Source organism: Glutamicibacter sp. AGC84 (genome assembly GCF_053543575.1).
Map to the genome: position 1 here is coordinate 77,794 of NZ_JBLVOC010000026.1, position 12,802 is coordinate 90,595.

The 12,802-nt window shown below is 62.6% G+C and carries 11 protein-coding genes; 5 read left to right on the plus strand and 6 right to left on the minus strand.

Translation table 11 applies throughout. The features are described 5' to 3' along the window. Nucleotides 1-28 precede the first annotated feature (28 nt). Nucleotides 29-574, minus strand: coding sequence for a hypothetical protein (locus ACNPN0_RS15000; protein WP_332498767.1), 546 nt, complete (start codon nt 572-574; stop codon nt 29-31). Between the two features lie 213 nt (nt 575-787). Here ACNPN0_RS15000 and ACNPN0_RS15005 point away from each other — a divergent pair, with 213 nt between their 5' ends. Beyond that, on the plus strand, nt 788-1,174 hold the full coding sequence (locus tag ACNPN0_RS15005; RefSeq protein ID WP_105656458.1) for a nuclear transport factor 2 family protein: 387 nt from the start codon (nt 788-790) through the stop codon (nt 1,172-1,174). Between the two features lie 86 nt (nt 1,175-1,260). Here ACNPN0_RS15005 and ACNPN0_RS15010 read toward each other — a convergent pair whose 3' ends face one another. From ACNPN0_RS15010 to ACNPN0_RS15020, 3 genes are read right to left on the minus strand one after another with little or no spacing between them, the layout of a single operon-like run. After that, entirely contained in the window at nt 1,261-2,406 is a 1,146-nt protein-coding gene (locus ACNPN0_RS15010; RefSeq protein ID WP_448938184.1) for a flavin reductase, read from the minus strand. Continuing rightward, nucleotides 2,403-3,833, minus strand: coding sequence for an MmgE/PrpD family protein (locus ACNPN0_RS15015; protein WP_448938183.1), 1,431 nt, complete (start codon nt 3,831-3,833; stop codon nt 2,403-2,405). Before ACNPN0_RS15015 ends, ACNPN0_RS15010 begins: the two co-directional genes overlap by 4 nt. A 15-nt stretch (nt 3,834-3,848) precedes the next feature. Beyond that, complete coding sequence (locus ACNPN0_RS15020; protein WP_133833894.1) at nt 3,849-5,345, minus strand: 4-hydroxyphenylacetate 3-hydroxylase family protein; 1,497 nt, start codon at nt 5,343-5,345, stop codon at nt 3,849-3,851. Between the two features lie 247 nt (nt 5,346-5,592). Between ACNPN0_RS15020 and ACNPN0_RS15025 the strand changes: the two genes are divergently transcribed. Both ACNPN0_RS15025 and ACNPN0_RS15030 read left to right on the plus strand, forming a co-directional pair. Next, a complete protein-coding gene (locus ACNPN0_RS15025; RefSeq protein WP_402735452.1) occupies nt 5,593-6,963 on the plus strand; it encodes an MFS transporter in 1,371 nt (456 codons plus the stop codon). Between the two features lie 168 nt (nt 6,964-7,131). Next, nucleotides 7,132-8,460: an NtaA/DmoA family FMN-dependent monooxygenase gene (locus ACNPN0_RS15030; RefSeq protein WP_448938182.1), complete on the plus strand. Its 1,329-nt coding sequence runs from the start codon at nt 7,132-7,134 to the stop codon at nt 8,458-8,460. 3 nt (nt 8,461-8,463) lie between these two features. Here the strand turns inward: ACNPN0_RS15030 and ACNPN0_RS15035 are convergent, their stop codons facing one another. Next, on the minus strand, nt 8,464-9,402 hold the full coding sequence (locus ACNPN0_RS15035; protein ID WP_448938181.1) for a LysR family transcriptional regulator: 939 nt from the start codon (nt 9,400-9,402) through the stop codon (nt 8,464-8,466). A 99-nt stretch (nt 9,403-9,501) separates the two neighbouring features. Here ACNPN0_RS15035 and ACNPN0_RS15040 point away from each other — a divergent pair, with 99 nt between their 5' ends. Both ACNPN0_RS15040 and ACNPN0_RS15045 read left to right on the plus strand, forming a co-directional pair. Next, nucleotides 9,502-11,067 (plus strand): FAD-binding oxidoreductase, encoded by a 1,566-nt coding sequence (locus tag ACNPN0_RS15040; protein ID WP_105656464.1) that lies wholly within the window; start codon nt 9,502-9,504, stop codon nt 11,065-11,067. A 226-nt stretch (nt 11,068-11,293) separates the two neighbouring features. Beyond that, entirely contained in the window at nt 11,294-11,962 is a 669-nt protein-coding gene (locus tag ACNPN0_RS15045; RefSeq protein WP_332486465.1) for a hypothetical protein, read from the plus strand. A 93-nt stretch (nt 11,963-12,055) separates the two neighbouring features. On the opposite strand, the gene ACNPN0_RS15050 is transcribed toward ACNPN0_RS15045, so the two are convergent. Further along, a complete protein-coding gene (locus ACNPN0_RS15050) occupies nt 12,056-12,766 on the minus strand; it encodes a GntR family transcriptional regulator (protein WP_181148781.1) in 711 nt (236 codons plus the stop codon). Between the last annotated feature and the right edge of the window lie 36 nt (nt 12,767-12,802).

Here is a 12,802-nt window from a genome sequence, read left to right on the forward strand (position 1 = left end):
CTCCAGCCCAGCTAGTGGCGGCCAGCCTCTATTTGCCTTCCTTGGCGGCCCGCTCCTTCTCGATGGCTTGGACCTGGGCAACCATGTCCGGAGCAAAGGCATAGAGCTTGCCCTCTGACTGATGGACCCAGAAGCGCCCGCACAGATCAGTCGTCTCGCTTTGGCCATCGGCTGGCCACCAGTCGGCATCCAAGGTGCGGGTAGCTGAGATCTCGTCAGGCTCGAGGTTCTTGGTGCGCGGGTCAGAAGCGTAGGCCTTGGCCAGTTCGGCTTCGGTCGGATTCCCAACGGTTTCCAGCGCCTTGCACTGTTCGCTGTCCAGCTTGCCGTCGTAGTTCAGCACGAAGATGCGTTCAGCGCCGGTATTGCGCTGGACCAGCTGAACGTCGGTGCCGCCGGACGGAACCCAGTCGGGCAGCACGCCATCGGCCACGGCCTTCTCTGAAGTTTTGGCAGTTCGAGTGGTGGATTCATCGTACTTGTCGACGAAGAGATCAGAACCGCTGCAGCCGGTGAGCAGGAGAGCGAAGGGAAGGGCGAGCGCGCCAGTGGCGAGGTACTTTTTCTTGAGCATGATTCCATCGTAGAAATTTCCGCGGCCCGGGGAATCAGCGATGCGAGGTAACTATCCCGTGCCCGGCTCATACCCTCGGCTGATAGTTTCCACTTCTGGGATCAACCCTGAAACTCCATCTCACCCAGTAAAAGCACTCGCTAATATCCGCACATCGCCACTGCTTATTGGTAGATTGCCTACGAACCAAACGCTACTTAGGAGCCATCACCGTTGACGACTATTGACCCTGCGGCACTTGAATCGGAACTGCGCATCGCAGAAGAACGGCGCCTTTCGGCCATGCTCGCCCGTGACCTCGAAACCTTGGGGAACCTGCTTGAGCCGGATTTGCAGTACACCCACTCCACCGGTCGTGTCGATGACCGCGACTCATTGCTGGAACTGCTCGGTTCCGGGGCCGTCGAATATTTGGCGCTCAGCCACGACTTCGAATCCGTTACCCAGGAGGGCAACGTGGTGGTCGTCGAAGGCAGCATGAAAATGCATCTGATTTCCGGAGGCGTCGAAAAGCATCTGGCAACTGCCAACCGCACGGTGTGGGCCAAGACCGGCGGCCAGTGGAAGCTGCGCCTCTTTGTCGGGGCCACAGCGCAATAGGCCCGCACTTCGACGCTTTAAAAGCCACGGCGGCAGGCTGGATCTTCCAACCTGCCGCCTTTCCACAGTGGCTATCGCCTCAATGCCTAAACCTGGCCGCCATGGCGGGCCACTGCTTCACGAGCCAGCGCCTTGCCGAACTCGGTGTGCGCGGCAAGCGCTGCCTGGGCCGCTGGCGCGTCACCGGCAGCCAGCGCTTCGGTCAATTCGGCAACGTGGCGGTGGTCCAGCTGGCGCGACCACTGCTCTGCGGTCAGCGCTTGGCGCCAGACGGTGCCAATTCCCAAACGGCGGAAGGAATCCACCAGCTGGCTGGAGCCGGCAACGCCAACCAGAGCATCGTGGTAGGCGACATTCAGGGCCAAGAACTCTTCCAGGTCGGATTCCGAAGTCTCACGCAGGTCAGCCAGCTTCGCGGTGATCTCGCGCAGGCTGGAAATGGTCTCTTCGGAAATCTTGCCCAGGTGCGAGGCGATCACCCCGGACTCGATGGTGGCGCGCGAGTCGTAGGCCGAATCGGTCAATTCTGCGGTAATCGGCTTTGGCTGGTATTTTCCGGTTTCGGTGCGGAAGACCAGGTGCTCGCTTTCCAGCTTCACCAGCGCGTTGGCTACATGATCAGCGTCGGCCCGGGAAGCCGCGGCGATGGCATCCACGTCGAGGTCTTCGCCCAGTGGGCTGGTGCGCAGCAGCACCCAGGTGCGGGTGGCCTGGTAGGCAGCCAACTCCTTGGTCGGCTCGAGGCGGCCCATGGTTCCGCGGTAGTAGGCCAGCGGTTCGCGGTCATGGGCTTCAGCGTGGCTGACCAGTCCCAGGAAAACGGTGTGGGTACCGCCGGTAGGGGTTTCGGCCACATGGCATACGATCGTGGCCAATGCGCCGTCAATCAGCGGGATGCCCTCCGCGGAGAGGGTATGCGGCACGGTGGCGAACTTGTCCTCGCCCTTGCGGCCGAAGTGGAAGGCCAGCGCGCCCTGGTCCTCGGCCAGGATGTTGATGCCGAAGACGCCTGCTTCAACTACCCGGTCATGGGTGGAGCTGGAGCGGTTCAGGCAAGCGAGCATCATTGGCGGTTCCATCGACAGGGAGGACACTGCCGAAGCGGTGGTGCCGTAGAGCTGGCCGTCCACGGCCGTGGTGATCACCGTGACACCGGAGGCGAAGTGGCCGACGACGTTGCGGAAGGTGTTCATGTCTACTGGGATGACCGATTCAAGGTTGGTGATGCTCATGGGAGTTGCTCCTGGTAATTCGGGGTGAAGTTTCTGGTGGGGTCCAGCGCCGCCATCAGATCAGTCAGATCCGGTGCGCTGGCGAGGTGTTCGAGCTGGTGCTGCAACGCGTCCTTGCGTGCTGCCAGTTCTGGATGCGAGAACTCGAGATTCTTCGAGAACTTCTCAACTACCTGGTCATGCTCCAGGGGTGTGCGCAAGATGTTTCCGTCCGGCTGCTCCACGCGCACGTGGCGCACCTCGCCGCTGCGCAGCCGTGCAGTGATCTCCGCCGTCAGCCGCTGGCTGTTGGGCAGGGTGCCGGCTAGCTCGATGCGCCCGAGCATCTGCGCCAGCTCCGGGTCCGCCAGCGCGCTGGCGGTCAGGTGCTCGGGGCGAACCGTTCCGTGGATCAAGGCGATCGCCGCGGTGGCGTGCACCGAGAACAGGGCTGCCACGGTGCGGGTGTCCCCCGCTTCGAAGCGCGCCCCGACGAATCCGTTCAGGGTCCGCTCGCTCAGGTGGACGGTGAGGCATTCGATGTCCTTGTAGCCCACCGTGCCGTCGGCCACCAGTTCCGCGCAGGCCTGCAGCGAAGGCTGCGCGGCCCGGCAACTGGCAAAGGGCTTGATCGTGCAGTCCCCATGGAAGCTCACGCCAAGATCCGCCACCGCCAGTTCCGGCTGCGCGTCGATGCCGAACAGCTGGAAGTAGCCGTGCTTGCCGGTCAGCGGATCATCCGCCGCCTTCATGCCGGCTTTGGCCAGCTGCGCGGCGGAAATTCCGGCGCGGGCGGCGAAGGCCATGGGCAGCTTGAAGCCGTTGGCCCCATCGAAGATCGCCGCCACATTGCCCGAAGCCTGGTTGACCGCAATGCCGATGGCATGGCGTGCCTGCGCCTTGTCCAGGCCCAGCATCCGGCTGGCGATTCCAGCGGCGGCCAGGGCATTCAAGGTGCCGGTATTATCCTGCCCCGAGTACACGTCGAAGCCGCCGGCGATGGCCAGGCGGGCTGCCAGGTCATCGCCCAGCGCCAGCGCGGCCAGTGCTTCTTCTCCGGTGGCGCCGGTGGCTTCGGCCAGGGCCAGCACGACGGCCACGGTGGTTCCGGAGATGTGGGCGGCGACCTGCTTGCCGGCCGGGCCTTCGGCTTCCACCGGCTCGAAGTCGAAGGAGCGGATCGAGGCCGCGTTGACGAAGGCCGCGGAGGTGGCCGGAAGCTTGATTCCGGTACCCAGCACGGTTGCTTCATCGCCGTGGCCCCAGGCCTGCGCCGCTTCGATAAGTCCGGCAATGTCGTCGGCACGGTGCCCTGCCAGCCCAACGCCCACCGAATCCAGCAGGCGCTGCTTCACGCGCTGGATCGTGGCCGTCGGCAGCTGGCCGTACTGGGTTTCCAGCAGGTGCTCGAGCAGCGCATCGAGCACATCGGGCGTCGGGTTAGCCATGATTTTCCTGCTTCCCTAGGCGCGCGTTGCCGCGGCGTCCAGGTCCAGCGCGGCCTGCTCGGCGATGACCGGACTGATCCCCACCTCGGCGAACATCGCCTCGAAGGCACCGGTCTCGCCCTTCATCTGCGCCTTGCGGTGATCCAGCCCGCGGGCACGGCTGACCGACCCCAGGTAGAAGCGCTCGTACAGTTCGATGCGGCTGCCCAGGGCGGATCCGGCGAAGTCCCAAGCGGTGCGGAAGATCTTGGCGCGTTCCTCTGGCGCGATGCCGTTGGCTCCCGGCAGGTACTTCTTGAGTAGTGGGCCCAGGCGCGGGTCCTCGAAGGAGGCCGCGGTCGGGGTGGCCAGCAGGTTGTGGCTGCCCATGGACTTGATGATGTCGTTCACGCGGGCCATCCAGATGGGCATCATGGTGCGCAGCGCGGAGATGTCGTCGTGGCAGAAGAACGCCCCGCCGCCCCATTCGGACGCGTTAACCTCGGCCGAGTGGATCACGGCGCGGGCGATGCGCAGGTAGGAATAGATCTCGCCGAGCATCGATGCGGTGTCCGGCTTGTTGTCGGTGGCGGTGACCTTGGCCATCTGCACGCACAGGTCGTAGGCGAACTCCAGCTTCACCGAGGCGCGGATGGCGGTCTGCTGCTGGGTGTTGCCGGTGGCGGTGCCGGCGTTCAGGGAATTGTAGACATCGAGCTGGCCGTCGATGAACACGCGATCCCAAGGGACCAGCACGTCGTCGAAGATGATGACCGCATCCTGCTCGTCGAAGCGCGAGGAGAACGGCTTGTCCACTACCGGCTGGTCCACGCCGTAGTGGTCGCGGCAGACCGAGACCACGCCGCTGGTGGCGACCGGGATCGCGAAGGACAGCGCGTATTCCTCGTAGCCCTTCTGGATGGGCACCGCCGGGTAGACATAGAGCTCGTCGGCGATCGGGCCCAGGGTGGCGAGCATCTTCGCGCCGCGCACGATCAGGCCTTCAGCGGTGCGGTCCACCACGCGCAAGGTCAGCTCTTCATTGATGCCCTGCAGTTCGCCGACCGACTTGTCGATGGCCGCATGCACGATGGTGTGGGTCAGCGCCAGGTCATTTTCCTGCACATGGCGCCAGTAGTTCTCCAGGCGCTCGTAGTAGACCGGGTCGCCGGATTTGGCGAAGATGTCCGGGCGCGAGGCGTGGCCGGCGAGCACCACGTTGACGTAGTCGGGGGTGCGTCCGAGCATGCCATTGGAGTAGCGGGCCAGGCGGTCGAACGCGCGGTGGCGGCGGGCGATGTCTTCTGCGTTCTTGGGACGCAGCAGGGAGACGTTGTGCTGTTCGCCAGTCTGCTCGTCGTTCATCAGGCAGTCATCGGCGTACTTGTGCTGGTAGTCGAAGTAGGCGGCCATGCCGTTGATCGAGCCGGCAAATGCCGGGTGCTCGGTGACGTCAATGCGCTGATCGCCCAGCCAGACCTCGCGGGAATCCTTGAGCCCTGCCAGGTACTGCTCTCCAGTGCGTGCACTCATCTTCGCTGCTCCTTATCGGGCGTCCCGCTGAGCGGGTTCAAAAATATATTCTGTGCATCAGTTTATATAACTTGTGTGACCCAGATCAAGCTCTGGACCGAAGAATTTTTTCAAACCCGCAGGATTACAGGGTTTTCAAAGGCCGAAGAAAATATTATCTGTCTTAAAATGCGTAAAAAGTGGACAAGGTTAGTGAAATGGGCCACTATGGCTTAAGTCACATCAGCGATCAGGAAGGGTTCTCGACGTGTCCGACTCGCAACAGAACCAGCCAGTGCCGGCAATGGAGCCAAGCGACTCCCTCAACACCAGGGATTTGCGCCGCATTCTCGGATCCAGCTTCTTGGGCAGCGTCATCGAGTACTACGACTTCATCTTGTACGCCACTGCGGCGTCGCTGATTTTCGACAAGGTCTTCTTCGGCAACCTGAGCCCGGGCTTGGCACTCTTCGCCTCCTTCGGCACCTTGGCCGTCGGGTACATTGCCCGCCCGCTGGGCGGCATCGTCTTCGGCCACTTCGGCGACCGCCTTGGCCGCAAGAAGATGCTGGTGCTTTCCATGATGATGATGGGCGTAGCCACCGTTGCCATTGGCCTATTGCCGACTACCGCAACCATTGGCGCAGCTGCCCCGGTCATCCTGGTCTTGCTCCGCGTGGTCCAGGGAGTCGCAGTTGGCGGCGAATGGGGCGGCGCCACCCTGATGGCCCTGGAACATGCACCCGCTTCCAAGCGCGGTTTCGCAGCATCCTTCGCTAACGCCGGCGCACCGGCCGGTGGCCTGCTGGCCACCTTCCTGGTTTCCTTCATCTCCTTCTCCACCGGTGATGCGTTCCTGGAATGGGGCTGGCGCATTCCGTTCATCTTCTCGGCAGTCCTGATCATCATCGGCATGGTGATCCGCCTGAAGGTCGCAGAAACTCCGGTCTTCCAGGAGCTGGATGCCAAGGCCGCCGAGCGCAAGCAGGAGCGCAAGACTCCTATCTCGCTGGTGCTGAAGAACCATTCGCGCACCGTCATCATCACCCTGATCGCTTCCCTTGGCTTCTACACCTGCCAGGGCGTGCTGACTTCGTGGGGCGTTTCCGAAGCCGCGGCCCAGGGCGTGGACCGCTCCTTTGTGCTGAACACCAAGGGCTACGCGGCCATGGTCACCATCGTGGTCTGCCTGCTGGCCGCCAAGCTCTCGGACAAGTACGGCCGGAAGATGATCCTGACCATCGGCGGCACCGCCGGCATCCTCTGGGCTTTCCCGGCAGTCTTCCTGATGAGCAACGGCACCGGCTGGGGCTTCGCAGTTGCAGTCATCGTCGGCAACGGCGTCATCCAGGGCATCCTGGCCGGACCGATCGGCGCCTACATCTCCGAGCTGTTCCCAGCTGATGTCCGCTACACCGGCGCCTCGCTGGCCTACCAGGGCTCCTCGACCCTTGGGGCCGGCTTCACCCCGATGATCTGCACCGCGCTGGCCGTCAGCTTCGGCATCACCGCCGTAGGCATCTTCTGGGTGGCAATCCTGATCGTCGGGCTGGTCGCCATCCGCATCAGCCCGGAAGGCGCCGCCCTGCCTCCCAAGGCAGCCGCGTCAGCGCCGTCCAACGCAAAGCTGAACGCCTGAACCCCGGCACTGGTCCGCGTATCAGTTGATACGCGGACCAGCTTTTAACACCTAACATCAATTTTTCTGAACCCTATGGCGCAAAAGTTCTCCATTTACGACTTTAGAGACTCTTGAAACCATGGACTCAGTGCTTCCCGTCACATCCGCAGGAAAGGATGAGTTTCAATGACTCCCAAGAACCCCCAGCACATGGTGCTCACGACCTTCATGCTCCCCGCTGGTTACCACAAGGACTCGTGGCGCATCGACGGCTCGCGCTCCGAGGAGCTGGCCAACCTGGAATTCGTCTACGACCTGACCAAGATGGCTGAAGACGCCAAGCTGGACGCCATCTTCTTCGGCGACATCGTCCATGCCAACACCGTGATGCGCGGCGATATCAAGATGAACGGCTTCTACGAGCCGATCTCGGTACTTTCCGCACTGGCAGCACGCACCAAGAACATTGGCCTGATCGGAACCGTTTCCACTTCCTTCTCGGAGCCTTACAACCTGGCCCGCCAGATGGCCGGACTGGACCACATGTCAGGTGGCCGCGCCGGGTGGAACATCGTGACCAGCTCCGATGGTTTCCAGAACTTCGGCATGGACTGCGCGCCGGATCCGGCCACCCGCTACCGCCGCGCCACCGAGTTCGTCGAGGTAGCCAACCAGTTGTGGGATTCGTGGGAAGACGACGCCGTCACCAACGACAAGGAGTCGGCATGGTACGTGGACACCGACAAGATCCATCCGATCAACCATGAGGGCGAATTCTTCAAGGTGCAGGGCCCGATCAACATGCCGCGCAGCCCGCAAGGCCGCCCGGTGCTGGTGCAGGCCGGCTCCTCGGGACCAGGCATGGAACTGGGCTCCTCGGTGGCCGATGGCATCTACACCGCGCAGCCGCTGAAGGAACCATCGGTGGAGTTTTACGCCAAGTTCAAGGCGATGGCGGCTGCCAAGGGCCGCAACCCCAACGACATCAAGATCATCCCGGGCATCCTGCCGATCCTCGGCGACACCCAGGCCGAAGCAGATGAGCTGGCCGAGGAACTGGCCAACCACATCCACCTGGAAAACGGCCGCGTGCAGGTGGGTGCCGATCTGAAGATGGATCTGTCCTCGCTGGACTTCAACGAGAAGATTCCCGCCGAGTGGTTCTCCGATGACCCCGCCCTGGGTTCGCGCTACCAGATCTACCGCCGCAAGTCGGTGGACCAGGGCATGACCCTGCGCGAGCTGATCGTTGACCTGGCCCGCTCCACCGGACACCAGTGGATGGCCGGCACCGCCTCGGCCGTGGCCGACCGCATGATCGACTGGTTCGATTCCAAGGCCTGCGACGGCTTCAACCTGAACGCACCGTTCAACCCGGGCGGCTTCAAGCTGATCTGCGACAAGCTGATCCCGGAACTGCAAAACCGCGGCTACTTCCGCACCGAGTACGAGGGCACCACCCTGCGCGATAACTTCGGGCTGTCCTACCCGTCCTCGATCCGCTCGCGCGTCTAGCAGCTAGCCGCGCCGGCCCGCATTCTCGAAGAGCTCCGCGGCCACTTCCACCCAGGCCTGGGCACGGGAGTTCAGCCGCGAAGTACGGGGCCAAGCCACCGAAACTGGAACCACTGCGATATTTTCGTCATCGAGTTTCAGCGGCTTGAGCACCACATTCAGCTCTTCATAGGGCGCTTCCAGGGCCGGCTGCTGGAACAGCACCGCCACCCCGCGGCCGGTGCTGACCAGCGATCGGACGGTTGCATAAGAACGCGAGCGGTGCCGGATCATCGGTTCCAGCCCGCTGCCCTGGTACAGGCCGAGAATGCGCTGGGTGATCGGCTCGGATTCGAAGAGGACCAGCGGCTCCTCGGCAATTTCACGAAGCGACACTGAGGGGTTGCCCGCCAGCGGATGCCCGGAAGGCAGCAGTATCTGTGCTTCGGCCATCGCCACGGTGGCCGAACGCAGGGCCGGGGAGATCTCCGATCCGTAGAGGAAGGCGACATCGATGGAACCATCGAGCAGTGCATCCTGCATTTCCTGGTGGAACCCCTCCAGGAAATCGACCTCCACTTTCGGGCATTGCTGGGCGAAGGCGTTGAGCATCGGAGGAATGATGACCGGGCCCAAGGGCATGAAGCAGCCAACGGTTAACGGGCCGGCAAGCTCTTCGCGGGTTCCTTGCCCCATGGTCTCCAGATCATGGGCCCGGTCAAGCAGCTCGCGGGCCTGGAGCAGCACCGTCTTGCCACTCGCGGTCAGCGTCAGCCCCTTGGCCCGGCGCTTGACGGCCAGCTCGGCACCGACGATGCGCTCGAGTTCGGCGATGGACATGGAGATCGCCGAGGGCGCGAGGTGCAGTCGCCGGGCGGCTTCGGCCATGGTTCCGGCTTCGGCAGCGACAACGAAATGCCAGAGCTGGCGCAAGGTCAGCTGCGGGTGGGACACAAGGCTCATGACATCAAGCTTATTGATGATGACCGCAAACAAAACAAGATTTTTAGATTAAGACAGTGAGGCCGCGGCGATAGCCGGTGGCCAGTAGAAGGGTGAATCATGGATCGTCGTGAAGAATTTCTTCGGGCAGCCAAGGAAATCGTTGGCGCAGAAAACGTTGTTCCCTTGGGAGATTCCGAGGGCTATCTTGATCCCTACCCGTTGAACCCGGGCCGTGCCCCGTGGCCCGGTGTCCGCCCGGCCAACACCCAAGAAGTCCAAGGCATCGTCAAATTGGCCACCGAGCACGAGGTCGCGTTGTGGACCTTCTCCTGCGGCAAGAACCTGGGCTACGGCGGCCCGGAGCCACGCGATACCGGCATGGTGGCGCTGGACCTGAGCCGCATGAACCGCATCATCACCGTAGATGACCGCCTGTGCTACGCCGTGGTGGAGCCCGGCGTCACCTTCTTCGACCTCTTCGAATACATCAAGGAACGCGGCCTGAAGGTGTGGATGTCGGTGCCGGCGCTGGGCTGGGGCTCGGTGATGGGCAATATGCTCGACCGCGGCTACGGCATGACCCCGCTGGGCGACCACGTGAAGTCCCTGTGCGGCATGGAAGTAGTCATGCCCGATGGCGACCTGGTCCGCACCGGCATGGGAGCGATGGACGGCACCGAGCTGGGCCCGATCTTCCAGGGAGGCTTCGGCCCGACCTTGGATGGGCTGTTCACCCAGTCCAACTACGGAGTGGTTACCCAGGTCGGCCTGTGGCTGATGCCAGCACCGCACACCTACGTCAATGGCGATATTTTCGTCGATGACGAGGCGCACCTGCCGCAGCTGATCGACATCCTCACGGCTCTGCGCCGCGAGGAAATCATCCAGAACAACGCGCTGTGCGGCAACGTCGTCCGCGCCGCGACCATGCGCGGATCCCGTGCCGACTTCTGGGACGGCGAAGGCTCCATTCCGGACTGGCGCCTGGAAGAAATGCGCCAGGAATTCGGTATTGGCCAGTGGAACTGCAAGTTCGCTTTCTACGGCGACCGTGAACTATGCGAACGCCGACTGCAGATCGTCAAGGACCGGATCAGCGTGATCCCCGGTGCCCGCGTTGACGCCCGGTTCTATTCGGGCGAAGAGGGCCTGGCCTTGCAGCATGAGGACATCGCCACCCAGGACCGCACCCAGATGGCAGGCGTCCCGACCTTGAAGCCGCTGTCCACCGTGGGCTGGGCCGCCGAAAACGGCGGACACATCGACGCTGCGCCGATCATCCCGGCTCGTGGCGAACTGGTGGCCGAGTTCTACCAGGAAGCCAAGAAGCTCTACGAGAAGCACGGATTCGACCTGTACATCGGGTACCACCTGTATCCGCGCCATATGGTTCATGTGACGATGATCTTCTTCGAGCGCGGCAACGAAGAGATGCTCACCCGTGCGCGCGCCCTGTACTCCGAGCTGCTCGATGCTGCCCGCGCCCGCGGCTACGCACCGTACCGCAGCCACGTGGACTACATGGACCGCATTGCCGACGGCTTCGATTTCAACGGCAACGCAGCACGCCGCCTGCAGGAGAAAATCAAGGATGCGCTGGATCCAGCGGGCGTCCTGGCCCCGGGCAAGCAGGGCGTCTGGCCTGCACGCTTCCGCGAGGATCGTTCAAGCGTCCAGAGCTAGGCATTGGCGCTTGAGCCGCAACAATCCCCTTGCCGCACCAGCGGCAAGGGGATTTCTTGCCAAGATGCAGGCCGTATCCCGATAATATCCCAGCGGAGCTGGCAGGACAGGGTAGTGGGCGCAATTCGGATAGAACAGGTGGCAACTCGACAAGCCTGACCGCCAATGACGCTCGCAATCCAGTGCCTGCCCCCTATCAAGCAGGAGCAAAGTAGACTGAAAACCAGTGGGACAAGCCAGCGAATGCAACGTATGGCAACGGGAACAACGCCACGCACCAATTGCTCGCCAGCATGGGGCCGAGCCATCCATTCCGGCCCTCGGCACGAATCAAGGTGAGATGAAAGAGCAAGCCGTACAGAGCGAACCGTATATCTTGGTTCCGCACACGGTGACGGACCTCGACGATTTCGTCGCGCATCCCGAAAACTACCTGGTGAGCATGTTCCAGGAGCCTGAACGCGCCGCCGGCATTTGGCGGGATCGATTGAACAGAAACCCGTACGGCAGTGAAGGTTTCCTCTCCCTGTCGTACCACGGGATCGTTTTGATTCCGGGCGAGCTGTGGGGTGAAGTGACGGGAATCTGGTTCGAGTTGATTGAACTTGTCGAGGAGTACCTGCAAACGGGTTCGGCTGAACGGCTGTTTCCAGGCCAGCCCGTACCACTTCGCCTGGAAGCGAGGGGACGGTCGACGCTTTTCACTGTGAACCAGCTGAAGCACCGCGTTGACCCCAGCGACTTCATTCCTGGAATCCTGAATGAAGCCCATCGCTACTTCACTTGGGTTGAAGAAAACATCGGAACCGGCGAAGGCCAGGCTCTCCAAGCCGTAGAATCCTTGCGCTCCAGTTTCTCGAACAGGCGCATTCCCACGCGAAAATCGCGATTCTGACGTCTGAAGCTGGGTTGCCGCGGAGGCGCCGCAAAACAGGCTCGCAGATCCGCCCATCCCGACCCGGGTGCGGACTTGCCGTGAAGGTTCCGGCTACTTGAGCAGCTTGACGTGCGGCAAGCAGGCCAAGCCCACCTCGCCGCCATTTTTCACCGCGCTGAGCGTGGTTTCGTAGTGGGCGCGCAACAGCTGCCCCGCCAAGTCGGCATCGCGATCCAATGCGGCGTTCAGGATGTCGCGGTGCTCCTTATCCAGATCGCGCTTGGCGTCGCGAGTTGCCGGCCCGGCCCAGCGCCCGTAGAGCTGAATCAAATCAGACAGGGTGCGAGTCACCTCGGTGAGCAGCGGAACACCACAGGCCTCTACGAGCTTGTCATGGAAGTTCTGGTGCGCGTGATTCCATGCCGGGGTGTGATTATCCGGGTCTTCGTCCGAACGGCGCGGGGTGCGCTCCAGGGTGTGGTGCGCGGCCATCAGCTCGCTCTCCCACTCCAACGGTGCACGCTCGAAGCCCAGCGAGATCGCCAGCTGCTCGTTGACGCAACGCATCTCCACAATGTCGGTCAGTTCTGCCAGCGACAGCTCGGGGACGAAGAATCCCTTGTTAGGGCGAAGGGTGACGAGCTTGTCCCCCACCAGCCGGGTCAACGCTTCGCGAATGACCGTACTCGAGGTTTCGTAATGCTCAGAAAGATGCGTGAGCTGCAGCCGGGCACCTGGTTCCCAGCGCCCATCCAGGATATCGGTGCGCAGGGTGTCGCGGATGTGCTTTGACATCGTCTCTGAATCGGTGCGTTTCGCCATGACACAAATCATACCAAAGTCGGCAAAGAATACATT

Excerpts from the sequence above, each read along its gene's own strand:
- ACNPN0_RS15050 (WP_181148781.1), bottom strand. The coding sequence starts at position 12,766 with ATGGCGAAACGCACCGATTCAGAGACGATGTCAAAGCACATCCGCGAC.
- ACNPN0_RS15000 (WP_332498767.1), bottom strand. The coding sequence starts at position 574 with ATGCTCAAGAAAAAGTACCTCGCCACTGGCGCGCTCGCCCTTCCCTTC.
- ACNPN0_RS15035 (WP_448938181.1), bottom strand. The coding sequence starts at position 9,402 with ATGAGCCTTGTGTCCCACCCGCAGCTGACCTTGCGCCAGCTCTGGCAT.
- ACNPN0_RS15020 (WP_133833894.1), bottom strand. The coding sequence starts at position 5,345 with ATGAGTGCACGCACTGGAGAGCAGTACCTGGCAGGGCTCAAGGATTCC.
- ACNPN0_RS15015 (WP_448938183.1), bottom strand. The coding sequence starts at position 3,833 with ATGGCTAACCCGACGCCCGATGTGCTCGATGCGCTGCTCGAGCACCTG.
- ACNPN0_RS15030 (WP_448938182.1), top strand. The coding sequence starts at position 7,132 with ATGACTCCCAAGAACCCCCAGCACATGGTGCTCACGACCTTCATGCTC.
- ACNPN0_RS15040 (WP_105656464.1), top strand. The coding sequence starts at position 9,502 with ATGGATCGTCGTGAAGAATTTCTTCGGGCAGCCAAGGAAATCGTTGGC.
- ACNPN0_RS15010 (WP_448938184.1), bottom strand. The coding sequence starts at position 2,406 with ATGAGCATCACCAACCTTGAATCGGTCATCCCAGTAGACATGAACACC.